Genomic DNA, 23,080 nt, shown 5'->3' with positions numbered 1-23,080 from the left:
TGCCGTCAATCCGCCTGCAATAAGTCCACCAGCGCACCGGCCAGGTCGTGCATGCCGGTGTCGAGTGAATAGCTCTGCTCGGTGGTCCAGCTGACCACCCCACCGACCAGCGCACCGACGATGATGTCGGCGAGTGTGCGCGGATCATGTTTGCGCGTGACCTCGCCCCTCGCGATGCCGTCCTCGACCAGCTCGACGAACGTCTGATGCAGGCCGTAGCCACGCGGTAGCCGCAGCCCGGTGGTGGCGAACATCGCCCCGATCAGCTCGCGGTAGGTGTCGCCGGATTCTGTGAGCGTTTTTGCGATGTCGTCGAACAGCCCGATGAGCCGCGCCGGCACCGGCTCCCCCGACCGGTCGCGCAGCACCTCCTGAAGGTTGAGCAACCGCTGCTCGGCCAGGGCCGCCAGCATGTCCTGGCGGGTGGCGAAGTGGTTGAAGAAGGTCCGGTTCGCGACGTCGGCACGCGCGCAGATGTCTTCGATCTTGGTCGCGTCAACGCCTTGGGACAGGAAAAGATCGAACGCGGCCTGCAGTATGCGTTCGCGCACTTCCTGTTTGCGCCGTTGCGTTCGATCCATGGCCACCGACTTTACCGATGACGCGGTAAAACCGGTCAGCTGCACAGGGATTCCGAGAGCTCCCACAACTGGGCGGCGCGGTGCGGGTCGACGGCGTATGACGCGACCTCGGGCCGGATTCGGCAGTCCGCCAGGTACACCGAGCCCACGCCGGCCAACTCGGGACTCACCGCGGCCCAGACCTGCGTGGCCGCACCCTGGTCGGGCAGCACGAAGTCGTGAAGGACGTCGATGCGTTCGGCCCTCCGGTTCGGCTGCGCCGGGGTGAGGTCGGACAGTGCGGCGAAGTCGTCGCGGGTCATGTGCCGGGCCAGTGAGGTGGCGACCACACCCGGATGCACGCAGTAAGCCCGTATCCCACGACTGCTCAGTCGACGGTCGAGTTCGACCATGTGCAGGACGTTCGCGGTTTTCGACGCTCCGTAGGCGAGGAACTTGTCGTAGCCCCGCCGCTCCCAGTTGGGATCGTCGAGGTCGATGTCGGCCATCGTGTGCCCGTCGGAAGACAGGATCACCACCCGGGCCGCCGCCGCGGCGGACAGCTGCGGAACGAGCAGCCGGGTGAGCTCGAAGTGGCCGAGATGGTTTGTCCCGAACTGCATTTCAAAGCCATCAGCGGTGCGGCCGAACGGGGTGAACATCACGCCGGCGTTGTTCATCAGCACATCGATGGCCGGGGCGATCCTGCTGATGGACTTGGCGGCGGTCCGCACGCCGGCCAGTGAGGCCAGGTCCAACAGGACCGTGGAGACCCGCGAGCCGGGCACCTCGGTACGGATCCAGTCGGCCGCCTCGGTCAGCGCGCCGGGGTTGCGTGCGGCCAGCACTACATGCGCACCGGCCGTAGCCAAGGCCCGCGCCGATTCCCGGCCGAGTCCTGAAGTGGCACCGGTGATCACACATGTCTTGCCGCCCAGATCGATCCCGTCGACCATGTCGAGCGCGGTAGGTACATTCGGTGCGGACATCTATGCCTCCCGGGTAGCGGCTGCCAGGCGCCAGAGCGGCATCACCACGCCTGGGTCGCAGGTTTCCTCGACGATCCATTTACACATACGCCGGATCGGTTCGATACCGTCCTGCGGCGCGGCGATCGGCACGCTGCACGCGTACCCCAGGCTGGTGAGCCGCTGCGCACCGAACAGGCCGAGGGTGTCGCGCAGTTGACGCTTGAGCGATTCGGGGTAGATGCCGATGGTCTGGGTGTAGGAGTTGACGGCCTGGGTGACCGTGTCGATGCTGTCGACCGGCACCACGTTGGCCACCCGCCCGGACAGCATCGACGAGTAGTCCACCTGGGAGTCGTACTGCGACACGACGATCGCACCCTCGCGGTTCCGGCCACCGATCACCCGGTAGAAGTCCTCCGTCAACCGCGACGATTCCACATACTCGAACAGGTCGCGGTCCGGATACCTCGGCGCGGTGCTGATGAACTCGGGCAGCGCGGTCAGTTCCTCATAGATCATCTCGCCGAGCCGGTTGGCATCAGCGATGCCCGCCCCATCGGTTCCGCTCAGCACGTAGATCACTCGCGCGTTCGCGCAGCCCTCCTGATTGGCGACGCCGATGTCGACAGCCGCAGCTCGCGCCACCTCGCGCATCGTCTCGGCATCGCCGAACGCCTCGCGGCCGATGATGGTCGCGCTGCGTTTCGGGTCGAGCGAGATCAGTTCCAGGCCGGGCCGGATGTAGCGGGTGACGTGTTTGACCGACGCCAAACCGCCCCAGGCGACGATCTTCTCGATGTGTTCAGGCCGGTAGAGGATCTCCTCGACCTCCTCGTCCCCCCCTTTCCAGTAGCCCACGGTCAGATGTTGGGTGATGGGGTGACCGGGGGCCACCTCGGCCAGCGTCCGCGCGATGGCGACCGCGGTGAGCGGATCGTTGGACGGCGCCTTGATGATCACATCCGAGCGGGTGATTACCGATCGCAGGATTGTCACCGCCGATACCAGTCCGCCGTTCCCGGCCGGGATGTGCGCGGTTCGGGCGCCGAAGGCCCGTACCCGCATTTCCCGGCCGTCGGCCAGCGTGCGCCGCACCCAGCCGTTGAGGTACTCCAGTCCGACCTGACTCTCGGCGACCTCCAATACATTCTCGCGCGAAAACAGCGGCGGCAGAATGCGGTAGCTGTTCTCCAGCATCTGCGCGGGCAGGACGTTGGACACCAACGCGGCCTCGTAAGCCCGCTGCAGGTGGGGATTGGTGTCGAAGACCAGGGCATCACCGAGTGCCTGGAGCACATCGAGGATCTCGTCGAAACTCACCTCGTACAGGTCGGCCATCTGCGCCGGGCTCGCCAGCGGCAGCTGATTCACGTACCGGTACATGTCAGGTGCCTCGAACTGCGCAGCACCGCTGCGTGTTCCGAAGGACACCAAGTCGTCGGTGACGACCTCACCGCGGAGGAAGAGCGGAACGGTGTAGGCGGCACTCACGATTCGAACGCCTTCATGAAATTGACCGCCTCGTTGTGCACCTCATGGGTCGCCGCGCAGGTGATCCGGTCATCGTCGACGCCCTGCTTCTCGCTGTAGCGCATGATGTCGTGCTCGAAGGCGACGCTGCTCTGCCCACACGGACATGGCAGATCCCAGTCGATCGTCACCTCGTCGCCGGAGATCGCGCCGCCCCAATGCGCCTTGAGCAGCAGGTCGTACACCGCGGCGCGGCCGGTCTGGCGGCCGGTGCGGGGCAACGGCTCGCCGGTGTCCGGGTCGAGTACGAACGGAATCACCCACGGCTGCACGTGATAACGACCCTCGCTGCAACCCCAGTGAAAGGCGCTCTGCTCGGAGAAGCCGTAGCCCTCCTGGATGCGGTCCACGCCGAGGAAGTTGCGGATCACATCCATGTAATCGTCGGGAAGGGCGAAACCCTTCATGCCGCCCCCGGTGAGGATCGCCGAGTCCTTGGCGAAGACTCCCGAGATACCCCGGTCCAGGCCGGCCCTGGCCACGTCGTACATCAGGTTGTAGGTGCCGATCATGAAAACCCGCTTACCGGACAGCTTCTCGGCGATCATCGTGAAGAACTTGTCCAGGTCTTCGGGCTGCCGCGCCTGCATCGCGATGAACTCGTCCTTCCGCGCGGCCAGCGCGGGGTCGACCACCAGCCGATCCAGTTCACCGCGCGACGCTGCCGCGCGCATCTTCGAGGCGAGGAACATCAGGTCGGTATCGATCGCCTCGGGGTAGAGCGCATGGAACTTGGTCTCATCGCCGCCGGTGAAGCCGCCCTTGATCATGTCCGCGATGCGGAGGTGACCGAGCTTGCCCTTCGCGTAGTTGGGCCAGATCACGTCGACCTTCGGATCCAGTTCGGCGGCGGTGGGTTCGGTCCCGAACGTCTGGAACAGGCAGATCTTCCACAGGATCATGCCCTCGCTGGCGCCGTGCTTGTCCTTGGGAATGATCGACAGCGTGCCGGTGGTCCCGCTGGAAGTGATCACCTCCAGCGGTGTCTGCCGGTCGAGCCGCTCAATCCAGTCGTCGATACCGGTGCAGCCCTCGGTGTCGACTCCCGCCAGGTCATAACTGGTCAACTTGTCCAGCCATTGGGTCAGCAGGTCGAAACGCTTGTTGTCGACGAGCACCGCTGGATACGACTTGTACGCGGTGTGCGGCAACAGCAGAGGAACAACATCGTCGAACTCGAGCAGTTCGTCGACCCCGAGTCGATCGGCGAGCTTGCGCACGATCTCGATGCTTCCGCGGTGCTGGCCGAACCGGATCGCCATGGCCTGCCGCTGCAGCTCTTCGAGTTCCGCCCGCGGCACGCTGTGCATCCGCGTCAGCGACTCCCCGAAAAATCCGATCGGGTCATCCATGAACCGCTCCACCGTGCGCCGATCCGAGGGCGCCGACTGCTCTGTCGTCATGACGAGACGGTACCCACTATTTGCAGTCCAATGCAATAGTGCATTTATGTGCATCGATGCTCGTGCGCGGGTCTCTCCCCCGACACCGCCGCTCGCTCACGAACCTCTGCCACCCACCTGGGACTTGGGCAGCCCAGCAGCTGACCAGGTACGGTGCCCACAGCTCGGGGACACCCGGTAGGTGGGGAGGCAATCGATCAGTGATGTCAGAGGAACTGTCGAAGAGGGGTACGGACAACACGGTGTCCGATGAGGTTCCAGCACGCCGCAGGAACATGCAGCGGCGGGCGTTCAGGTTCGCCACACCCGTCGGCGAGATCGCCATCGCGATCCGCACCCCGCGAAACGAGCGCCCCCTGCTGCCAAAGCGGTACGACCCTTTCGGCCTCGCCGATCGCGCGCTCGACGCCGCCAAGACGAGCATGAAGCTGGCCGCCTGGGGCGAGGAACAACTGGCCACGCTGGTGAAGAACCGGCTGGAGGCCATCGATTCGGCGGCGCCCCGACCGGTAACCACCGCCACGCCGGAGGAGCCGACGCCCGAATCGCTCAACACCAAGATGGACCGCTTGCTGGACCGGGCCCTGGATCAGAGCACGGCGGGCAGTCAGGTGGAGTTGTACCACCGGCTGCTCGACCAGCTCGTGGCCGACGAAGCGCGGATCCTCGGCGCGCTCTCCGAAGGTGATGCTTCGCCGCTGGTCAATATCCACACCTGGACCCGATCGCGCACCCCAGGTCAAGCAGTGTTGGAGAACGCCTGCCTGATCGGCCGCACCGCCAACGTGGCGTTGCCCGGCATGGTTCCGCAGTACGTCGGTCATCTGCTGTCGCTGGGTCTGGTCGAGACCGGTCCCGAGGACCCTTCCCAGAAGGCCGAGTACGAGGTGCTCCTGGCCGAGCCGATGGTGTTGCAGGCGACCAAGAGCGGATCCCGCGGCCCGCTGGCCGCACGGGTGGAGAAGCTGACCTTGTCTCTGTCGGGGCTGGGGCGCGGTTTGTGGGAGTCTGCGGTGCTCCGGGACGGGTCGTGACGACCAGCGAGAAGCCGAAGGCGGATCGCGCGTGAGCACGGCCGAGACGATTCTCGCGGTCCAGACGTGGCAGGAGATCAGGGCCGATTTCAACGTCAACTGGCTGATCTACCTGTCCATGCCGTTCGTCGCCGCGTTCGTCGGCTGGAGCACCAAGATCGTCGCGCTGGAGATGATCTACCGGCCGATGGAGTTCAAGGGCGTCGGGCCGTTCGGCTGGCAGGGCATCGTGCCACGCCGGGCGGGCAAGGTGGGCTCGAAGACCATCGAGCTGCTTACCCAGAACCTCCTCAAACCGGAGGAACTGCTCGAAAAGGTCGACGCGAAGGAAGCCGTCAACGCGCTGCGTGAGCCACTTACCCAGGTGGTCGACGAGATCTCCCGCGACCTCGCCGAGCAGATCCGGCCCGGGCTGTGGGACTCCTTGCCCGATGCGGCGCGGAATGCCATTCAGGCCCGCATCCACGATCAGACCCCCAAGGTCGTGGAGAAGATGCTCAACGAGATGCGGGCGGACCTCAATCGATTCGTCGACATCCAGTACCTGGCCGTCACGACGCTCGTCCGCAACAAGGACAAGCTGAACAAGCTGATGCGCGGGCTCGGCGACAACGCCATGGCGTTCGTCCGGCGCAGCGGTATCTACTTCGGGCTCGTCATCGGCGTGGTCCAGATGATCGCGTGGGCGTTGTTCCAGAACCCGTGGATCATGCCGGCATTCGGCTTCGGCGTCGGTTTCATCAGCGATTACATCGCGCTCAACATGTTGTTCCGGCCCGTCCAGCCGACCAAGTACCTCGGCTTCATCCCGTTCCAGGGGTTGCTGCACGCCCAGCGCGACATCATCACCAAGGACTACGCGCGGATCCTGTCCGAGGACCTGTTCTCCCCCGAGATCCTGTTCGACGGTGTGCTGCGCGGACCGGGTGCCGACAAATTGTTCTCGCTGGTCGGCAAGGAGGTCGAAGCGGCCATCGACGCACAGACCGGCATCGCCACGCCGCTGGTCAAGTTCGCGGTGGGCACGCAGCGCTACAACGCATTCAAGGACAACCTGGTGCGGATGGTGCTGGAGCGGCTGCCCACCACGTTGGTCGAGGCGCAGGACTATGCCATGAACGCCCTCGACCTGGAGCAGACCATCATCGACAAGATGGGACAGCTCACCAATGAGGAATACGAGTCGATTCTGCGGCCGGTGTTCAAGGACGACGAGCCGACCATGATCGCGGTCGGTGCCGTTCTCGGCGGCATCGTCGGCGAGATCCAGGTGCAGGTCATCGAACATTTCGGGCACGATCCCGAGGCGGTCAACGCGCTGCCGAACCTCGTGCGGACGGTGCTGCACCACTAGGTACAGCCGCAGGTCTCCCCCACCCTCAGGGTCGGCACGAAACCATCGTCGGCGCACGGTGAATCGCCCAGTAGCCGGCCAAGAGCCTGACGGGCCAGCGCATCAACCGGTTGCTGCACGGTGGTGAGTCGCAGCCGTCCGTAGTCGACCGCGGCACCATCGAAGCCGACGATCCGGATGTCGTCGGGGATCCGCAGGCCTGCATCGGCGACCGCCCGGATCGTGGCCGCTGTCTGCCCGTAGGTCCCGACCACGAACGCCCGCGGCACCGCGCCGTCGCGCAGAAACTCCCGGACCGCACCGTAGGCGCCGGACGGGGTGAGATCGGTGCGGATGTGCGGGAGGCTCTGGCCGACGACGGAGGCGACGCCCTCGAATCGCTGCTGCACGGTTTCCCGGTCACCGTGCCGGACGTCGCCCGCAGTGACACCGCCGACGAACGCGATGTCGCGACAGTCGTGGATGTCGAGCAGGTGGCGGGCGATCAGTTCGCCGGCATGGACGTGATCCACCCCGATGATGTCCGTCTCGATCGGGCCGCGGATGTTGTGCATCCACACCACGGGAATGCGTTCCCGCCGACAGAGATTCGCCGTATGCGGGGCGTTGGCCGCGCCGACCACCAGTAGCCCGTCGACACCGACCTCGGCGAACGCGGTGGCGAACTCAATCTCACGCTCGGGGTCGTATCCGGTGTTGCCGATCAGGGTCAGGTGGTCGCGCGCCCGCGCTTCCACTTCGATCCGCCCTACGAACTCACCGAACAAGGGCAGCGTGAGATCGGGAACCAGCAGTCCGATCTGCCGCCAACGCCGCGGCCGACGCAACGCCCTGGCGCGGCCATCCGGCCGGTAGTTCAGTTCATCGATCGCACGGATCACCTTGGCCCGCAATACCTCTGATACTGGACGCGGCCCGTTGTTGAGAACGTAGCTCACCACCGCCGTCGAGGTGCCGGCGCGGTTGGCCACGTCGGCCAGGGTCGGACGTTTACCACTCACAACGGCTGGACCCTCCGCTCGTCGGTGACCACTCGAAAGAGTTTGAATCACCTCGATTGTGACGGTTCCGTCCACGTTTCGCCTGCCTACGCTAATCGATTAGAACCGTTACGAGGAGGACCCATGGTTGTAACCAGGAGTTGGTGGAGTAGCTGACATGGCATTCGTACGACTCACCGGAGTCAGCTACCTCGACCCCGAACTCGCCTACGACAGCTACGTCCTGTTCACCGGCGCCGACGGGGTCACCCGACTGATCGACCTCAACGGCACCGTGGTGCACGAGTGGCCGTATGCCGGTGTGCCACCGCGCATCCTGGACCCGGCACTCAACGACGGGCGGATCGGCGACGTCGGGGTGCAACTGTCCGACAGCGACGATGCCCGCGGTGGCATCTACGCCAACGGCACCGTGGGCCAACTCGACTGGGCCGGGGAGGTCATCTGGGAGTGGGGCACGCAGGCGCCGGCCGGCGCGGCTCGGCAGAACCACGACTGGGAGCTGCTGCCGAACGGCAATCGACTGATCCTGACCACCGTTCCCCGGGTGGTGCCCGGTCTCGGCGACCATACCGTCGGAGACCAGGGGCTCTACGAGGTGACGCCCGAAGGTGAGATCGTCTGGAAGTGGCTGGCCGGCGACCATCTCGACGAGTTCGGATTCTCCGATGCCGGCTGGGATGCCTTGCGGCAGGCCGTTGCTCGCGACCCCGACGATCCCTGGGGCTATCTGGAAATGAACAGCGCCAAAACCCTCGGACCCAACCGGTGGTACGTCGACGAGCCGGACTCCGCCTTCCACCCCGACAACATCCTGATCAGCTTCCGCAAGGCGAACATCATCGCGTTGATCGACAAGTCGTCCGGAACGATCGCCTGGAAGTTGGGGCCCTACTACGACGCCGAGTTCGGCGCCCAGCATCAGCGCATCAATGTGCACAAGGTGCCACGTCCGGTCGATCAGACCTCCGGTCAGCACAACCCGCACATGATCGCCGCGGGTCTTCCGGGCGCGGGCAACATCCTGGTGTTCGACAACCAGGGCGGGGCCGGATATCCAGCGGCGCCGCTGGGCATCTACGCCGGCTCCCGCGTGCTCGAAATCGACCCTGCCACCATGGAAATCGTGTGGCAGTACACCGCCGAGGACTCCGGCCTGCCGTCGTGGACCTTCTTCAGCTCGTTCGTCAGCAATGCGCAGCGTCTCCCCAACGGCAACACCTTGATCACCGAGGGGATGCAGGGGCGGTTGTTCCAGGTCACCCCGGACGGCGATGTGGTGTGGGAGTATCACAGCCCCTACCAGGGCTATGGCGTAGCCGGGGAGCCCGAGGTCAAGCAGACCAGGGTGCCCGGGGTCGACCGGCTCACCCGCACGGCGCTGGTGTACCGGTCGCAGGCCGTTCCGTTCGACTGGGCACCCGAGGGCACGTTGCGTTCTCCGCTGAACGCGGTGGGACTTGAGCCGGGAAGCCTTTCATGACAGCTGGTCTGGCGGTCCGCGGTACGACGTCGCCCCCGCCGCAGCAGCCCGCCCCGGCCCGGCTGCGGTCGGCACTCGCCCAGCTGGGCGTCCTCGGTTGGACTCTCGCCGGACTAGGGATCACCGCGGCCCTGTGGTCACTGATCGTGGCAACCGGACGGTTCCCGCGACAGCTGTTCCCGAGCGTGCCCGAGATCCTCACCGCCGGGCACACCTTGTGGACCGAGGACCTGTTGGTCGACGACATCGTCGCGAGTTTGCAAAGAGCGGCAGTCGGTTTCGCGATCGGTGCCGGCGTGGGGATCACCGTCGCGGTGTTCACCGCCACCACCACCGCAGGCCGCAACCTGCTGCAACCGGTGCTGCGGGTGTTCTCGCCGATCCCGACGATCGGTCTCGTCCCGTTGGCGATCCTGTGGTTCGGGCTGGGCGAGAACAGCAAGCTCCTGGTGATCGCACTCGGCGTCTTCGTCCCGGTGTGGATCAACAGCCACTCCGGGTTGGCGAGCACCCCGATCGACTATCTGAAAGCTGCCCGCTGCCTGGGGGCCGGCCGTTGGCAGACCCTGTCGCGAGTGGTGCTGCCCGAGGCGGCCCCCGACATCGCGTCAGGTCTGCGGGTGGGTGCCGCGATGGCGTTCGTGCTCATCGTCGTGGCCGAGATGACCGGCACCACATCGGGTATCGGGTATCGGATCTCCCAGGCACAGCTGTTCTCACAGGCCGATCGGCTGATCTTCTGCCTGATCGTCCTGGGCATCGTCGGCGCCCTGTGTGACCTGCTCGTCGCCTCGGTGACGTCCCCATTTACCCGCTGGGCCCAAGAGGAGCGCTGAGATGGCCATCCAAACCCACGACCTCGTGGTGAGGTTCCCCGGCAAGCAGGAGCCGACCCTCAAGGGCATCTCCCTGACCGTTCCCGACGGCTCATTCTCCGTACTCGTGGGCGCCTCCGGCAGCGGCAAATCGACTCTGCTGCACTGCCTTGCCGGACTCATCACGGCCACCGCAGGCTCGGTGACCGACAACGGCGAGACGGTCACCGCACCGCATCCCCGCCGAGGCGTGGCCTTCCAGCGTGACGTGCTGTTCCCGTGGATGACGGTCGCCGACAACATCGACTTCGCCCTGGCGGCCCGGCGACTGTCAAAACGCGAGCGCAGGGGAAAGATTCACGAACTGCTCGACCTGGTGGGCCTGCGTGACGAGGTGGCCACACAGCGTCCCGGCGAGTTGTCCGGCGGCATGCGGCAGCGGGTCAGCATCGCCCGCGTGCTGGCCGGGGAGCCGACCGTCATGTTGATGGACGAACCGTTCGCGGCGCTCGACGCGCTGACCCGCCTGCGCATGCAGGATCTGCTGATCGATCTGTGGACGCGGCTGAACCGCACGATCGTCTTCGTCACGCACGACATCGACGAGGCGATCCGGCTGGGCGACACCGTCAGCGTGTTGCGCGACGGGCAGATCGTCAATCAGATCACCAACCCGCTGAGCCGCCCCCGCCCGGCCGATGCGCTGGCAGATCAGCCGGGGTACAGCGAGATTCGCAAAACCCTGCACCACCAGCTCGGCATCGACCACGTCGTGCAGTGACCCGCTACCCACAAAGGAACTCATCCATGAAGACCCCTCTCCGGCGGCTCGTCGCCGCAGTAGTTGCCGCCGCCGCGCTCTCCGTGGCAGGCACCGCCTGCAGCGACGCGGGCACCGCGAATGCCGATCAGCTGACCGTCGGGTTCGTCGTCGACCCGTCCTGGGCGCAGGTCCCGGTCGCCGCCGACACCGGTCTGTTCGGGAAGCACAACGTGAACGTCAAGGTGGTGAACTTTCAATCCGGCGTGGAGGCACTGCAGGCCGCGGCGGCCGGCCAGGTCGACATCACCACCGCCGCCGACGTGCCGACCTCGGCCGCGCTGACGCGGACGCCCACCCTGCGGGTGATCGCCGACGGATCTCGCTGGGAGGGCTCGCGTATCGTCGCCCGGCGCAGTGCCGGCATCAACACCGTCGCGGACCTGGCGGGCAAGTCGATCGGCACCCCGCTGGGCACCAGCGCTGCCTACTACGTGTCGAATGCCCTGGCGCAGAACAACATCAAGGCCGAGCTGGTGCAGGTCGCGCCGTCGGCGATCGTCACCGCCGCCACCCAGCGCAACGTCGATGCGGTGTCGATCTTCCAGCCCTACCAGGCGCAGACCATCAAGGCCCTCGGCGACGACGCGGTGCCACTGAGTGGCGGAACCTACAACCAGCACAGCCTGTTCGTCGCCACCGAAGCCGCCGTCGCAACCAAGGGCAAGGCGTTCACGGCCTTCCTCACCGCCCTCGGTGACGCGGGAACTGCGCTGTCCCAACACGACAACGCCGCCACGGACGCCGTCGCCAAGGCCACCCAGCTGGACCCCGAACTTCTGCGCATCGTGCTCACCGAGTTCGACTTCACCATCCAGCTGAATCCGGACCTGGCCGACAAGCTGGCCGAACTCGGGACATGGGCCAAGACCCAGAAGTCCATCGACCCGAGCACGCAACTGCCCGACTACGCAAAGTTGCTCGACAACCAGTTCCTGCCGCAGCCGAGCAAGTCCTGACAGTTACGTGGCCCGAGCCCGCAGCTCGCGCCGTCGCAACAGTGCCGTGCCGAATGCACCGACCACCACCAGGTCAGCAGCCACCCCGCTGCTGACCGTGGCCAGCAGCCAGCCTGCGACACCGGTTGCCAGCACGAACGGTGGCAGCCACTCGAACACCCGCGACCATGACGGCACCGGGCGCAGCGCATGCGCCGCGTCCTTGGCCCGGGCGTACTCGGGATAGAACTCGGTGACGGCCACCGCGAAGAACAGCGCGGCCAACTGCAGAATCCAGCCGGTCCAGAAATTGTCGGTACTGCCGTACAGCACATCCCCGAGGAAGCCGACCGACGCCGAGAAGCCGAATGCCGCCGCCCACACCGCGGTCACCACCATGTTGGTGCGCTTGAACAGCGGCGTATCCCAATGGTCCGGCTGGGTGACGTCGCGCGCGTACGCCGTCGTGTACGGCCGGCCGATCACCAGGCTGACCAGGGCGAAAGTCGCCAACGAGGCATTCGTGATCTCCCCCGACCACATCTCCAGCCACGTCTTCTGCCCTCTGGAAGCCACCAGGCCGACGGCGGCCAGCACCACGAAGAAGACCACTCCGAGTATCTCCAGCACGTGGACCGGGATGTTGCGACGACGGTCCAGCGCCAGCACCAACAGCGAGAAGCCGAGCGCGCCCCATACCGCGATCTCATACCGCCCGGGACCGGCCAGAATCGCCATCAGCGCCCACGGCACGATTCCAGACAACGGAGAGTCCAGAAACGCATCGAGGGCTTTGCCGAGCACCCGATGACGGTAGGTGACGCAGCTGGGAGGTTCCCAAGACAGCAAAACCCAGCCATCGGGAATGATTGGGCGGACCATGGTCGCATGGCCTCCGACCTGGACACCCGCGTCGATGAGATCGCCCCGGACATCTACCGGCTCTCCACCTGGATACCGGGGATCACCGAGCACGGCTTCACCTTCAATCAGTTCCTGCTGACCGGTGACGAGCCATTCCTGTTCCACACCGGTCACCGGTTCCTGTTTCCGCAGGTATCGGCGGCCATCGAACGGATACTGCCGCTGACCCAACTGCGCTGGATCTCGTTCGGACACCTCGAGGCCGATGAATGCGGTGCCGTCAACCAGTTCCTGGCGGCCGCACCGGACGCCGAGGTGATCCACGGCCCGCTCGCGATCATGCTGTCGCTGACCGACATGTGTGACCGTCCGCCGGTCGCCGCGCCCGCGGAGGCCGCGCACGACATCGGTGGGCATCGCCTGCGCTTCATCGCCACCCCGCATGTTCCGCACAACTGGGAAGCCGGGCTGTGGTTCGACGAGACCACGTCGACGCTGTTGGCCGGCGACCTGTTCACCCATACCGGCCAATGCCCGGCGCTCACTGAATCCGATTGCGTGGCACCGGCATTGGATGCCGAATCGCTATTCCACGCCACGGGCCTGACCACCAACCTGGTTCCCACACTGACCCAACTGGCCGAGCTGAACCCCACCACCTTGGCCCTGATGCACGGCGCATCGTTCCGCGGTGACGGTGCCGGGCAGCTGCGCGCACTGTCTGACGGATACGCGGGGTTGTTCGGCGCGTCATAGCCCGGCGTGACCACCCGCGATGCGTAGCCTTGTCGCGGTGAAGGCGTGGCAATCGCTCGGCGCCCTGCTGGCTGTGGGTGCGCTGTTGTCCGGCTGCCAATCGAGTATCGAAGGCACTCCGGCCACCAGCCCGCAATCACCGACTGAGCCGAGTTTCCCGACCGCGCGGCCCACCCGGTCCAGTCCGGCGCCCTCGTCGAGCACCACCGCTCCGCCGAGCACCTCGGCGCCCGCTCCGCCGTCCGGCGCAGCGGAACTGCAGCCGCAGAACGGGTACGTCTTCATCGAGACCAAGTCCGGCAGGACCCGCTGCCAATTGTCCCAGCAGGACGTCGGGTGCGAGTCCGACTTCGCCGACTCACCGGTGATCGACGGTGAGCACGCGAATGGCGTGAGGCTCACCCCGGACGGCCAGATCAAGTGGGTCGTGGGCAACCTCGGCGACATTCCGGTGATCACCCTCGACTATCGCAAGTACAGCGCGGTGGGCTGGACCATCGATGCGAGCGAGGACGGCACCCGGATCAGCAACAACAGCACCGGACATGGGATGACCGTCGCTGTCCAGGGAGTGAAAACCTTCTAGAGTTGGCGCTATGACTTCAAGCGAGGAGCCGAAGGCGGATCGCGCATGACTGTCGCTCGGCGGGAACGTGCCGCACTGGTCGAGTCCATGCGCGCCGCCGGCCCCGATGCGCCCACCTTGTGCGAGGGCTGGACCACCCGTGACCTGGCCGCACATCTGGTGGTGCGGGAGCGGCGCCTCGACGCTGCACCCGGGATCCTGGTCCCCCAGCTCGCCGGCTACACCGACCGCGTGCAGCAGAAGGTCACCCAAAGCACGGACTGGGCCGACCTGGTCGACCAGATCGCCGCGGGTCCCCCGCTCTATTCCCCGTTCAAACTGCTGGACCCGTTGGTCAATGTGGCCGAGATGTTCATCCACAATGAGGATGTGCGCCGGGCCCAACCTGACTGGGAGCCAAGGGATCTCGATGCTGCTACCGTATCCGCGCTGTCGCGGGGAATCGGCGCGATGGCCCGGATGACCATGGGCAAATCCCCCGCCCGGGTCACCCTGACCACGCCGCAGGGCAAGACGCTGGCCGCCATCGGCTCCGGTCCGGAGGTCACGGTGACCGGAGAACCGGGCGAGTTGCTGATGTTCGCCGCCGGACGCGAGCCGGCCCGGGTGGAGTTCTCCGGCAATAACGACGCCGTCGCCGCGCTGCGCGCCACCCGCCGCGGGCTGTAGAACCTCAGGTCACCCACGCCTGGCACCAAGCCGCGCGCCATCCTTACGATGCCGCAGATAGGCTGGCGTCCGTGGATTTCCGTGTGTTCGTCGAACCCCAGCAAGGTGCTACCTACTCCGATCAGCTCGCGGTGGCCCGCGCGGCTGAAGCGCTCGGCTACTCGGCGTTCTTCAGGTCTGACCACTACCTGGCAATGAGCGGTGACGGCCTGCCCGGTCCGACCGACTCCTGGGTGACGCTGGCCGGCATCGCACGCGAAACCTCGACGATCCGGCTGGGCACCATGGTCACCTCGGCCACCTTCCGCCATCCCGGACCGTTGGCCATCTCGGTGGCGCAGGTCGACGAGATGAGCGGTGGCCGTGTCGAATTGGGTCTTGGCGCCGGCTGGTTCGAGGCTGAGCACCAGGCCTACGCCATCCCGTTCCCGCCGCTGGGTGAGCGTTTCGATCGGCTCGAAGAGCAGCTGCGCATCCTCACCGGCCTCTGGGACACGCCTGTTGGCGAGACTTTCGACTTCACTGGCGAGCACTACACCGTCGTCGACTCTCCAGCGCTACCCAAGCCCACTCAGACCCATCCGCCGATCGTCATCGGCGGGATGGGCGCCAAGCGCACCCCGGCGCTGGCCGCGGAGTTCGCAGCGGAGTTCAACGTGCCGTTCGTACCACTGGACACGCTCAAGACCCAGTTCGCGAGGGTGGCCGACGCGGTGACCGCGGCGGGACGAACCGCCGACTCGTTGACCTACTCGGCGGCCTTCGTGCTGTGCGCGGGCCGCGACGAAGCGCAGATTGCCACACGCGCCGCGACGATCAACCGCGAGGTGGACGAACTCCGGAGCAATTCACCGCTGGTCGGCACGCCCGCCGAGATCGTCGACAAGCTGGGCCCGTTCCTGGAGGCCGGGGTGCAGCGGATCTACCTGCAGATGCTCGACCAGACCGATCTGGATCACCTCGAGCTCTTCGCCGGCGATGTCATCCGTCAGCTGAGCTGACCGAAGCCCACTCCAAGGCCGGGCATAGTATCGGTGCCCGTGACCGGTGACGACGACGATCAGGGGCAGCCCGAGGCGCCCTGGCATCACTCGACGCCGGCGGTGGCTGGGGCCAGCGCGGCCGCCCTAGCCGTGATCGGCCTGGTGTTGTGGGCGGCGATCTCGCTGACCAGCTCTGGCGGGCCCGAGGACGCTCCCATCGATTTCGTCCCGCCCACTTATACGTCGACGTCGGTGAAGACGACGAAGTCCACCACGACCCGGACCACCACTTCCCGCCTGCCGGTGACCACTGAGTTCGGTGTGCCCGGCGAGTCGGACACACCGACGACGTCGTCAACCTCGGAGACGACGACCACCACGACCTCCGAGACCTCGCCCACGTCGACGACCACACCCACCACGACGACGACCACGCCGTCGGGCGCCGACTACGGGGAGTACCCCACGACGCACTACCGGCCGCGTACCAACGTGACACGCACGCTGTATCCCCCGCCGGGCGGCTGAGCGCGCCTACCATCGGCGCGTGTCGAACTATTACGACGACGAGGAGCCGACGCAGTACGCGCCCAGCCACGGCGAGTACTCCGCGCCGCCCACTCCCGAGCCCGTCCCCTGGTACCGCAAGCCCGCTGCGCTGATCGGCATGGGTGCGCTCGGCGCAGTTATCGCGGCGCTGGTCATCTATGCCCTGGTGCAGCTGTTCTCGTCCGATTCCTCGTCGACGACCACGACTACCACCACGTCGACCACGGCAACCACCACCACATCGGTCGCCACCTCGGCCCCCGTGGTTCCGGCACCGACGCACACCGTCACCGAGACCGTGGCGCCAACCACCACGACGGTCGAGGAAACCACGACGACAACCACCACCGAGCCGGCGACGACGACCGAGACCACGACCACGACCACTGCGCCGGCGACGACTACCACGACCGCACCGGAGACGACGACCACGCAGGCGCCCGCAGGTAACCCCTAACCTGGCTCGGCGCAGGCGGTTTATCCACAGGTTCTCGAAATGCTTCTGGTCGCCGTCGCGCCTGTCCACCAGTATCGAGTTGGTGGACGTCGACGATGTGCTTCGCGAACAGAGCGGGGTGATCTCGCGTCGCCAGGCGCTGGATGCGGGTTTGCAGGAACATGAGATCCGACGGTTGCTCAGGCGCAACGAGTGGGCCCGGGTCCACGCGGGCGTGTATGTCGATCACACGGACCGCTGACGTGGTTGCAACGCGCCTGGGCCGCAGTGCTTTACGCAGCTCCGGCCGTGCTGTGCTTCGAATCGGCCCTGGGAAGTGAAACGTCTCCCATCCATGTCGCGGTGGCGCGACGGCGGTCCGCATTGGCTGAGCCGGCGGGAGTACGCATTCACCGTGTCGTGCACCTCCGAGAGCGGACGCTGTGGAACGTCGGCCCGCCACGGATGCGTTACGACGAAGCCGCACTCGACGTCGCGTGCCGCGCCACGTCCGAACTCGATGCCATTGCTGTTCTGGCCAACGCCTGCCAATCACGGCGTACGACGGCACGGAGACTGCTGCAAGCGCTCGGTGCTCGAGCACGGCTATCTCGTTCGCGTCGAGCGCCCGCACGGTTTACCCCGGGCCGTGAGGCAGAAGCGGGCCGCCTCATCCGTCGGTGTCTGCTACCGCGATACCGAGTACAGCGAACGCCTCGTGGTTGAACTCGACGGCCGGGTCTATCACGACTCGGCGAGCCGGCGGGATGCGGACTTCGAACGGGATCTCGACGCGGCAGTCGACGGCCGTGCGACCGTCAGGCTTTCCTACGGACAGGTCTTCGACCGGCCTTGTCAGACGGCGGGCAAGATCGCTCAACTGTTGCAGCGGCACGGGATCGCCGTACGTGGCCGGCCGTGCGGACCTGAGTGCGGGTTCTCTCGGCTTGATCGCGCCGCATAGCCATCAAGGTGGCGGATTGCAGTCACCATCAAGCAGTAATCCGCCGCGCAAAGGCACGACTCAGGGTGACTCAAGCGTGGCAGTAGGCGTGGGCTCAAGCGTGGCAGTGGGCTCAACGGTTTGCGACGGCCCAGGAGTTTGCGTAGGCGAAGGCGACGGGCTGGGCGTAGGCGAAGGTGCAGGGCTGGGCGAAGGTGCAGGGCTGGGCGACGGTGACGGGCTGGGCGATGGCGAAGGCACGGGCGGTTTGAACGTCGGGATCGGCAACTGCGGGAGCGTGACAGGCGGAAACACCAACGGCGGCACCGGAATCGGCGGCAATGCTACCGGAGGCGCAGGCAGCGGCACAGGTGCCGGAGCGACCGGCGGTGGCAGGGGCGCCCGCGGCGCGGGGCCCACTCGCTGCGGAGCGGGTGGACTCTGCGCGCTCTGCACCATGCGTGGCGCGGCCGCTGGGCGCGGCGCAGCTTGTGCGGGCGCACCAGTGCCAGAACCTGGCCAGGACGGATCACGCACCACCACGGTCCGCGTGGGCGGTGCGGGTGCGGCCTGGGCGGCCAATGGGGACTCGGCCGGAACGGTTTGCGGCGCCAACAGCCCGGACACTGCGGCGTCGAGCCGATCGGCCCGAGCCGACAACACCATGCCGACGGTGCCGACAACGGCCAGGAACACCGCCGCATAGGCCACCACGCCGCCGCGCCGGTACCAGGCAACGCGCGCCGGGGCGGGCGCCACAGGTGGTTCGGAGAACACGAATTCGGGCCGGGCCGAATCCTCGGTCACTGATTCGGGAATGAACTCGGCGACCTCAGCCACCGAGTCTTCCGCCGACCAGGCCAGCGCGGACGCGGCCACCGTGCCGGTCACTAGTTGAGGAGCAGGAGCCGCACACGCCACCTGCGTCGCGGTCTCGTCGTCCCCGCGTCGGGCCAGCAGCCCGGCCCCGACCGCGGCGATCACCTGGGCCTGCGGCACGGTGGTGACCGGAAGCCGGAACGCCGATGAAAGGCGTTGGGTGACAATGGGTATCCGCGCGCCGCCGCCGACGGTGACCAGCGCCGCCAGCTGTGTCGAGTGAATACCGTTGCGGCGCAGCAGGTCCAGCATGGCCTCGATCACGCCAAAGAGCGGCCGGTCCACGACCGCGTCGAGCTCGGCACGGGTCAGCCTGATCGCGCTGCCAACTCCGGCCAGGCTGGCAGCCGCCCGAGAGCTCAACTCTTCCTTGGCGGCCCGGCACTGATCCCGCAGCTGGGCCAGCGTGGTCACCGCTGCGGTGCCGGCCGGTTCGGCATCCAGATTGTTCAGGACGCCGCGCAGCAATTCCTGGTCGATCAGGTCACCGGAGAAGTCCTGACACCGCACCGTCTGGCCGATGGTCGCGAACCCCGCGGAAGCGTCGGCCAGGGTCAGACTGGTACCGGTCCCGCCGAAGTCGCACAAGGCGACGACACCGCGGGCCGGCAGGCCTGGATACGACTGGATGGCCGTCAATGCCGCGACCGAATCGGGAACCACGCGGACACCGGGCAATGCGCGACGCACAGCCTCCAGCGCCCCAACGTTCCAATGCGCGGGCACCGCCAGCACCGACGTGTCCGGCCGATGCGCCGGGCTGACCTCACGCGTCAGCGCCTCGACCGCGCCGGCCAACAACTGCTCCGCGCGATGCGTCGAGCCGTCGGCGGCGACCAGCGGCACCGGGTCACCGACCCGTTCGACGAACCCACTCATGATCGGGCCGCCACCAAGCGCGAACACCGCCCGCCGCACCAACGGCGTGTGGTCGGCGATCGCCACCAGATTGGTCGCCCCCACGGACAACCCCAGGCAATCACGCATACCTGTATGTCGACGGAGGGGTCTAATTCGTTAGGCCACGCGACGAATACTCTGCGACCAGCGCCTCGGCACTGCGCACCGCGGCGCGGCAGGCCCGTGTGGTGAATGGATCGTTGAGTGGGTGGTCGGCTCGTCGCCGCCAGCGCTGCGCCGCAGCGAAGGCCGAGCGGGGCCCGTCGAACGGCGCATCGGGTTGCAGTCCGAGCCGGCTGGCCGCGTCGGTGCCCGACCCGCCGATGATGCGGCGCAGCGAGGCCATCTCGTCCTCGTTCAGTGTGGTGGGGCGCGAGCGCAGCAGGCTGAGCAGTCGCAGCTCTTCGAAGGCGTGCGTGTCGGCCAGCAGCGGATCGATGTCGGCGAGGATGTAGGGCGTCGCGTAGATCGGGTTGTGCTGCACGAACTGTCGCAACGACAGCAGCGCCGTGTGCGCCTTGAGCAGCTCTGACCGTTGCGCGAACTGCTGGTCGATCACATCGCGCAGGGAGATCAGGCCGCTGCGTTCCAGCAGTTCGTCGGCCAGGGCGACGGAGTCGGACACCCCCGCGTGCATCACGGCGATCGAGATCCGGATACCGAACATGCCGAACCGGTCCAGCAGCGCCGCGCGGGTGGCCGCGTCCACCGGCAGTGAGCTGTCCTCGCGCACGAACCGGTCCACCGAGAGCATCGCCTTGGTCAGCTGGGCCGGTTCCATGCCGGCGAGCTTCTGCAGCGCGACGAACTCGCTCTGCCGCAGCGTGCGGGCGGTCAGGGCCAGAAGTCCGGACACCGGGACGACAGCCTGGCAGATCCCCGTCTTGTCCATCTCTTCGGTGAACCGCTTGGCCACGTCCTTGGCCGACATCATCGCGTCGATGCGCCCGGCACCGATCTCGTCAGCCCGTGAGGCCACCCCGATGACGCCGAGAGCGCCCGAGGACCCGCCGACCAGTTCACCGATCTGTTTCAGCAGGGCGATGTCGGCGGCGTTGAGGGTGCGCAGCAGGAACACCACCGCGTCGACGCGGGGGACCCCGTCCTCGGGCACGAGCAGCCGGTGGGTTCGCTGGGAGACGTCCCGCGACAGCGACGAGGTGCCGGGGGTGTCGATGATCGTGGTGTCGATGAGCTCGGCAGCCGGCCACTCGACGTCGAGGTCCACCACGTCCTCGGGGTTCAGCCCGGCGAAGCTGAAGGTGAGGCCGCGGTCACGCGGGTCCCGCGCGATCGGCACATTGGCCCGCCGCCCGCCACGGTGATTGGCGGTCACCTTGGGGGTGGGCCCGTGCCGGAACCAGGTGACGATGCGGGTCGCCTCGGTGGCGTCGGTAGGCGCGATGTCCTCCCCGACCAGCGCGTTGACGAGCGTCGACTTGCCCGCCTTGAGCGTGCCGGCCAGCGCGATCCGGATCGGCTGGTTGAGCCGGCGTCCGATCCGGTCCAGCTCGTTGTGCACGTCGGGCCGATTGCGGTAGGCCGGGTCGCCCCGGTACGCCTTGATGGTGCCGCCCAGAATCGAGCGCACCTGATCGGCCGTGCTCACGCTGCGGAGTCCAACCCTTCCAACCCGAAAACCAAATCGAAACTAACTGTTGGAGCCTAGTGGGGCCTCTGCGGCCAGACGCTGGGCGTGGTCGACGACCTGGGTCAGGATGTTCTGTTGGCGCTCCAGTTCCCTGACCCGGGCGTTTCGCTCGGTCTCCTCGACTTTCGCCGCGGCGAGCGTGGCCTGCAGCGACTCGTTGAGCGAGCGAGTGGTCTGGTTGGCGATGCCGCGGTAGTGGTCACGCAGTTGCCGTTGAATGCCCTTGAGCCGGTCCCGCGACTCCTTGCCGACGACGAAGGCGACGTCGTCGATGAACTTGCGCATGTTGGTCTTGGCCTCGCCGCGCACCCGGAGCATGCGGTTCTCCATGTCCTCCTTGTAGGCCTTGCGGCCCAGCACCAGACCGGCGCCCAGGGACAGCGGGTTGAACATGCCGAGCCCGGCGAAGGAGGTGAGCATGCCGAACATCAGCACGCCACCGTAGGAACCGCGCATGCCGGTGATGACCTTGTGCCCGGCCTTGATCGGTTTGGCCTCCAGCCGGGCCAGCGATTTCATCTCACCGAATCCGGCGCCCATGTCCCTGGCGTCGATCTGTGGCAGCTGCACGGCCTCGAGGCCCGCCTCGGTGAAGGTGCGGGCCACCTCGGCAGCCAGCGCCTCGGCACGCTGATAGGCCCAGACGAAGTTGTCGCCGACGGCGGTGGCCACCGCCTCCTCCAGCTCCGTGCCGATCTCGGCCCAGTGCAGGGTGGGGTCGCCGGTGTCGATTTCCTTCTCGGCGTGCTGGGTGATGTTGCGGAACCGGTGACGCAGATCGTGGTCGACATCGGCGGTCAGGTCGGAGATGCCGTCGTTGAGCACCTGCTGCCACAGCGCGGTCTGCTGCAGGGCCTCCTGGGCTTCCTGCTTGCGCCGTTCCAGCTCGGCCGTCAGCCGCTCACGTTCCCCCGGATCGGTGAACGCGGCCAGCTCGGAGTTCACGGCCAGCAGTAGATGTTCTGCTGCTGAATGGATTTCAGCGACCACCTGGTCGCGGATCCGGTCGCTCTCGCGCGTCAGTACCCGATCGGACAGGAATTTCACGATGGCCGGGAAGTTCGACTCCTCGTTGAGTTCTTTGTCGTTGAGCTGGATCGCATGGCTGCGCAGCACACTGGAGACGGGTGTGATTGGAGTCGTTATGCCGGCCCGTTGAAGGTGGGCGGTGTTGGCGCCGACGATCTCGCGCCAATGCGGGTACAGATCGGTCTTGGTCGCGACAATCGTTGCCACCGGGCAGATTTCGATCGCTTGGCGGATGAAGGTCATTTCCGGTTCGGTAAATTCCTGGCTGGTGTCGCTGACCATCAGCAGGGCATCGGCGTCAGGCAGCAGGCCCAGAGTCGCCGAAAGGTGCGGCTGCCCCAGCCCACCGACACCCGGGGTGTCGACGAATGCCAACCCGCCCTTGAGCAATGGGCTCGGCGCGGTCACCTCGACCCGCAACACCTCACGGCCGCCGGCCTGCGGGGCGCGACGCAGGTCGTTGGTCACCTCGGACGGCGGGATGTCGATCAGCTCGGGTTCGGCCCCGTCGGGACGGGCCACCACCAGGCGCGCTGACGGCTGCTCACCGTAGGCGACGACGGTGGCCAGGACGGTGGACTCGTCGTCGCCGACGCGGGCCACCGGAATGTTGAGCAGTGAGTTCAGCAGCTGGCTCTTACCCTGTTTGAGCTGGCCGGCGATGACCACGCGGATCTGTGGGTCACTGATACGCACCTTCGCCACCCGCAGCCGCTCCACCAGGTCGCCGCGGTCGTAGGTGGCGGCGATCGTGCTGGTGTGGTCGATGAGTTCGACGATCACCTTGACCGGTCTGGCCGGTCCGACGGCCGTAGCGTCATTGGGTTGCGTCATGGAAGTACCTCCTGCATGCCGGGCTCAACGGTAGGCGCGCGAACGGGACGGGGGCCACCCGCGTAACGGATGGCCCCCGCCCCTGTGGGATC

The 23,080-nt window shown here is 66.7% G+C and carries 21 protein-coding genes and 1 pseudogene; 13 read left to right on the top strand and 9 right to left on the bottom strand.

Translation table 11 applies throughout. The features are described 5' to 3' along the window. Positions 1-5: 5 nt before the first annotated feature. Genes HBE63_RS29220 through HBE63_RS29205 form a run of 4 tightly spaced genes read right to left on the bottom strand, consistent with a single transcriptional unit; the run spans position 6 to position 4,464 of the window. A complete protein-coding gene (locus HBE63_RS29220; RefSeq protein ID WP_166908504.1) occupies positions 6-581 on the bottom strand; it encodes a TetR/AcrR family transcriptional regulator in 576 nt (191 codons plus the stop codon). Positions 582-616: 35 nt separating this feature from the next. After that, the gene (locus HBE63_RS29215; RefSeq protein WP_166908502.1) at positions 617-1,549 is read right to left on the bottom strand and encodes an SDR family NAD(P)-dependent oxidoreductase; all 933 of its coding nucleotides are present in this window, start codon (positions 1,547-1,549) and stop codon (positions 617-619) included. After that, a complete protein-coding gene (locus tag HBE63_RS29210; RefSeq protein ID WP_208301245.1) occupies positions 1,550-3,022 on the bottom strand; it encodes an acyl-CoA reductase in 1,473 nt (490 codons plus the stop codon). Continuing rightward, positions 3,019-4,464 (bottom strand): hypothetical protein, encoded by a 1,446-nt coding sequence (locus HBE63_RS29205; protein WP_166908500.1) that lies wholly within the window; start codon positions 4,462-4,464, stop codon positions 3,019-3,021. Before HBE63_RS29205 ends, HBE63_RS29210 begins: the two co-directional genes overlap by 4 nt. A 203-nt stretch (positions 4,465-4,667) precedes the next feature. Between HBE63_RS29205 and HBE63_RS29200 the strand changes: the two genes are divergently transcribed. Continuing rightward, positions 4,668-5,498, top strand: a complete 831-nt coding sequence (locus HBE63_RS29200; RefSeq protein WP_208301244.1) for an Abi-alpha family protein — start codon at positions 4,668-4,670, stop codon at positions 5,496-5,498. Positions 5,499-5,529: 31 nt separating this feature from the next. After that, positions 5,530-6,852 (top strand): DUF445 domain-containing protein, encoded by a 1,323-nt coding sequence (locus tag HBE63_RS29195; RefSeq protein ID WP_166908498.1) that lies wholly within the window; start codon positions 5,530-5,532, stop codon positions 6,850-6,852. Here HBE63_RS29195 and HBE63_RS29190 read toward each other — a convergent pair. Further along, positions 6,849-7,853 (bottom strand): LacI family DNA-binding transcriptional regulator, encoded by a 1,005-nt coding sequence (locus HBE63_RS29190; protein WP_243858364.1) that lies wholly within the window; start codon positions 7,851-7,853, stop codon positions 6,849-6,851. The genes HBE63_RS29195 and HBE63_RS29190 overlap by 4 nt on opposite strands. A 157-nt stretch (positions 7,854-8,010) precedes the next feature. Here HBE63_RS29190 and HBE63_RS29185 point away from each other — a divergent pair, with 157 nt between their 5' ends. The 4 genes from HBE63_RS29185 to HBE63_RS29170 are packed head-to-tail and all read left to right on the top strand — an operon-like array spanning position 8,011 to position 11,930. Beyond that, positions 8,011-9,336 carry an aryl-sulfate sulfotransferase gene (locus HBE63_RS29185; RefSeq protein ID WP_166908496.1) on the top strand — a complete coding sequence of 442 codons (1,326 nt, stop codon included), beginning with the start codon at positions 8,011-8,013 and terminating at the stop codon, positions 9,334-9,336. Further along, a complete protein-coding gene (locus tag HBE63_RS29180) occupies positions 9,333-10,172 on the top strand; it encodes an ABC transporter permease (protein WP_166908494.1) in 840 nt (279 codons plus the stop codon). Before HBE63_RS29185 ends, HBE63_RS29180 begins: the two co-directional genes overlap by 4 nt. Position 10,173: 1 nt before the next feature. Next, the gene (locus tag HBE63_RS29175; protein ID WP_166908492.1) at positions 10,174-10,932 is read left to right on the top strand and encodes an ABC transporter ATP-binding protein; all 759 of its coding nucleotides are present in this window, start codon (positions 10,174-10,176) and stop codon (positions 10,930-10,932) included. Between the two features lie 26 nt (positions 10,933-10,958). Further along, positions 10,959-11,930, top strand: coding sequence for an ABC transporter substrate-binding protein (locus HBE63_RS29170; RefSeq protein ID WP_166908490.1), 972 nt, complete (start codon positions 10,959-10,961; stop codon positions 11,928-11,930). Positions 11,931-11,933: 3 nt separating this feature from the next. Here HBE63_RS29170 and HBE63_RS29165 read toward each other — a convergent pair whose 3' ends face one another. Then, positions 11,934-12,713, bottom strand: a complete 780-nt coding sequence (locus HBE63_RS29165) for a hypothetical protein (RefSeq protein WP_166908488.1) — start codon at positions 12,711-12,713, stop codon at positions 11,934-11,936. A 96-nt stretch (positions 12,714-12,809) separates the two neighbouring features. Here HBE63_RS29165 and HBE63_RS29160 point away from each other — a divergent pair, with 96 nt between their 5' ends. The 7 genes and pseudogenes from HBE63_RS29160 (at position 12,810) to HBE63_RS29130 (ending at position 17,716) form a co-directional block, all read left to right on the top strand. Beyond that, positions 12,810-13,529, top strand: coding sequence for an MBL fold metallo-hydrolase (locus HBE63_RS29160; protein WP_166910365.1), 720 nt, complete (start codon positions 12,810-12,812; stop codon positions 13,527-13,529). A 19-nt stretch (positions 13,530-13,548) separates the two neighbouring features. Beyond that, positions 13,549-14,115, top strand: coding sequence for a hypothetical protein (locus HBE63_RS29155; RefSeq protein WP_166908486.1), 567 nt, complete (start codon positions 13,549-13,551; stop codon positions 14,113-14,115). Between the two features lie 45 nt (positions 14,116-14,160). Beyond that, on the top strand, positions 14,161-14,784 hold the full coding sequence (locus tag HBE63_RS29150) for a TIGR03085 family metal-binding protein (protein WP_166908484.1): 624 nt from the start codon (positions 14,161-14,163) through the stop codon (positions 14,782-14,784). A 71-nt stretch (positions 14,785-14,855) separates the two neighbouring features. Then, positions 14,856-15,785: an LLM class F420-dependent oxidoreductase gene (locus tag HBE63_RS29145; protein ID WP_166908482.1), complete on the top strand. Its 930-nt coding sequence runs from the start codon at positions 14,856-14,858 to the stop codon at positions 15,783-15,785. Between the two features lie 39 nt (positions 15,786-15,824). Then, positions 15,825-16,295 carry a hypothetical protein gene (locus tag HBE63_RS29140; protein WP_166902215.1) on the top strand — a complete coding sequence of 157 codons (471 nt, stop codon included), beginning with the start codon at positions 15,825-15,827 and terminating at the stop codon, positions 16,293-16,295. A gap of 19 nt (positions 16,296-16,314) precedes the next feature. Then, a complete protein-coding gene (locus HBE63_RS29135) occupies positions 16,315-16,773 on the top strand; it encodes a hypothetical protein (RefSeq protein ID WP_166908480.1) in 459 nt (152 codons plus the stop codon). 82 nt (positions 16,774-16,855) lie between these two features. After that, a pseudogene (locus tag HBE63_RS29130) lies at positions 16,856-17,716 on the top strand (type IV toxin-antitoxin system AbiEi family antitoxin domain-containing protein). Between the two features lie 60 nt (positions 17,717-17,776). Here HBE63_RS29130 and HBE63_RS29125 read toward each other — a convergent pair. The 3 genes from HBE63_RS29125 to iniA are packed head-to-tail and all read right to left on the bottom strand — an operon-like array spanning position 17,777 to position 22,988. Beyond that, positions 17,777-19,561, bottom strand: a complete 1,785-nt coding sequence (locus HBE63_RS29125; protein WP_166908478.1) for an Hsp70 family protein — start codon at positions 19,559-19,561, stop codon at positions 17,777-17,779. Between the two features lie 22 nt (positions 19,562-19,583). After that, positions 19,584-21,083, bottom strand: coding sequence for a dynamin-like GTPase family protein (locus HBE63_RS29120; protein WP_166908476.1), 1,500 nt, complete (start codon positions 21,081-21,083; stop codon positions 19,584-19,586). Positions 21,084-21,125: 42 nt separating this feature from the next. Further along, the gene (gene iniA / locus HBE63_RS29115) at positions 21,126-22,988 is read right to left on the bottom strand and encodes an isoniazid-induced dynamin-like GTPase IniA (protein ID WP_166908475.1); all 1,863 of its coding nucleotides are present in this window, start codon (positions 22,986-22,988) and stop codon (positions 21,126-21,128) included. Positions 22,989-23,080 lie beyond the last annotated feature (92 nt).

This window comes from Mycobacterium sp. DL440, assembly GCF_011745145.1.
Classification (GTDB): domain Bacteria; phylum Actinomycetota; class Actinomycetes; order Mycobacteriales; family Mycobacteriaceae; genus Mycobacterium.
The sequence above is the reverse complement of the archived record's forward strand: the minus strand, read 5'-3'. Positions and strand labels throughout refer to the sequence as shown.